This window comes from Bowmanella yangjiangensis (assembly GCF_017255015.1).
In the GTDB taxonomy this organism is placed as follows: domain Bacteria; phylum Pseudomonadota; class Gammaproteobacteria; order Enterobacterales; family Alteromonadaceae; genus Bowmanella; species Bowmanella yangjiangensis.
On record NZ_JAFKCS010000211.1, the window covers coordinates 1 to 1,420 of the forward strand.

Below are 1,420 nucleotides of genomic sequence, written 5' to 3' on the forward strand. Positions count from 1 at the left end.
CTGGCGTACCGGTGATATGCAGCGACTGTGGTGGCGGGCGTGAGGTGGTGAGCGGCTCAGGGCTGTTGTTCCCCTTCGCCCAGGCAGATGCCTTGGCGGCCTGCTTCGTTGAGCTGGCCGTGACACGTTCAGGCCAGGATCGCGTGCCTGAGTGTCTGGAAACCTTCAGTGACCAGGCAGCGCGTGAACGTTTCAGAGCCTTGGGCTGGCTATCCTATGATCTATGACACTTTGATTGAGGTCTGGGACCTTGGCTGAAGCCCCGCGTATCTGTTTCTTGATTCCCTACTTTGGGCGTTGGCCGTTCTGGATGCCGCTGTTTCTCGAGAGTTGCAGGCGCAATCCGGACATCGACTGGCTGCTGTTCAGCGATTGTGGCGTCCCCGAAGGTCTGCCTGAAAATGTCAGAGTCGAACCGATTGATTATGCGAGCTATTGCGCGCAGGTATCGGCGCGCCTGGGGATCAACTTTGCGCCAGAAAATCCATACAAGCTGTGTGATCTGAAGCCGGCGCTGGGCTATGTCCATCAGGAGCACTTGAAAGGCTACGACTTTTGGGCCTTCGGTGATCTCGACCTGATCTATGGACGTCTTCGCGAGTACTTCACGACGGCCAGGCTGGCGCGCTACGACCTCTATTCCACCCATGCTCGCAGAGTCTCCGGACATCTTTGCCTGATCCGTAACACAGACACGATGCGTCGGGCATTCATGCGCATGCCGCGCTGGCAGGAGCGCCTCACGGATCAGACGCATCACGCGCTGGACGAGGGGGCGTTCAGCCGTCTGTTCCTGTGGCGCAAGAACTTCCCGGACCCGCTGTTCAAGCTCGTTGGGTTATTCAATCCATTGCGCAGGCGTAGCGAGTTCGTTGAAGCCTTCAGCACGCCTGACGGCTGTATTCCGTGGCTGGATGGCAGCTTCGACTTTCCGCGCCGATGGTTCTGGAAGGAGGGGCAGCTGAGCAATGACCGTGACGCCGCGCGCGAGTTTCCCTATTTCCACTTCGCGATCTGGAAGCGAGGTGCATGGTCGGGCCGCCCGCTGCCTGCTCCCTCTGCAATCGACGAGCTTGCTCGATGCCCAGCCTGGGTCGTGAGCGAAGATGGCTTTTCTCAATGGACATGAACATGAAGCGCCGGATCAAGGTTCTGCAGCTCCATCCGGACTCCAACATCAAGTCGCAGGATTTTGCCGATCTGGGAGAGCAGATCTTTCACGCACTACCCAGCGAAAGGTTTGAGACCGTCAACGCATTCCTCCGTGGACGGCCTTCTGCTGGACAGCCAGTGAGCCGCGCGGAGCGTTCGGTCTATTTCGGTTTCACTGATGCGCAGCTCAAGGGCATGCGCATTCGCGCCATGTGGCATCTGTATCGCTACTGCCGTCGCGAGCGTTTCGACGTGGTGATCTGTAACC

At 58.7% G+C, this 1,420-nt stretch carries 3 protein-coding genes; all 3 read left to right on the plus strand.

Annotated elements, in window-relative coordinates; genetic code table 11:
• Positions 1 to 227: glycosyltransferase family 4 protein (locus tag J0A65_RS23390; RefSeq protein WP_206596687.1), on the plus strand; the 227-nt coding region annotated here is incomplete at its 5' end.
• A gap of 23 nt (positions 228 to 250) precedes the next feature.
• Positions 251 to 1,129, plus strand: coding sequence for a DUF6625 family protein (locus J0A65_RS23395; RefSeq protein WP_206596688.1), 879 nt, complete (start codon positions 251 to 253; stop codon positions 1,127 to 1,129).
• Between the two features lie 2 nt (positions 1,130 to 1,131).
• Positions 1,132 to 1,420, plus strand: a 289-nt coding sequence (locus tag J0A65_RS23400) for a hypothetical protein (protein WP_206596689.1), incomplete at its 3' end; no start/stop codon positions are given.